Annotated in this window: 2 protein-coding genes; both read left to right on the top strand. The window is 53.0% G+C overall.

Annotated features, from left to right (window positions below; all coding sequences use genetic code 11):
* Positions 1-193 (top strand): SMR family transporter (locus tag IM273_RS21810; RefSeq protein WP_239006674.1); only part of this gene is annotated, 193 nt, incomplete at its 5' end.
* Positions 180-385, top strand: a 206-nt coding sequence (gene mdtI / locus IM273_RS21805; protein ID WP_193055624.1) for a multidrug/spermidine efflux SMR transporter subunit MdtI, incomplete at its 3' end; no start/stop codon positions are given. The genes IM273_RS21810 and mdtI, both read left to right, overlap by 14 nt.

Below are 385 nucleotides of genomic sequence, written 5' to 3'. Positions count from 1 at the left end.
TGTGGCCTATGCGCTGTGGGAAGGGATCGGTATTTTATTGATTACGCTGTTCAGCGTTCTGATATTCGACGAAACATTAACAACAATGAAGGTCGCCGGGTTAACGACGCTGGTCGCGGGTATCGTGCTGATTAAATCAGGTACCCGTAAACCGACAAAACAGCAGAAGGAGCAGAACCATGCAACAGTTTGAATGGGTTCATGCGGCCTGGCTGGGCTTCGCCATCGTGCTGGAAATTCTGGCGAACGTTCTGCTGAAATTCTCTGACGGTTTTCGCCGTAAGGTTTATGGCCTGATGTCGATTGCCGCAGTGCTGGGGGCGTTCAGCGCCCTGTCACAGGCGGTCAAAGGTATCGATCTGTCCGTGGCCTATGCGCTGTGGGG

The sequence above is a fragment of the Enterobacter cloacae complex sp. P13B genome (genome assembly GCF_014895915.1).
Classification (GTDB): domain Bacteria; phylum Pseudomonadota; class Gammaproteobacteria; order Enterobacterales; family Enterobacteriaceae; genus Enterobacter; species Enterobacter bugandensis.
The sequence above is the reverse complement of the archived record's forward strand: the minus strand, read 5'-3'. Positions and strand labels throughout refer to the sequence as shown.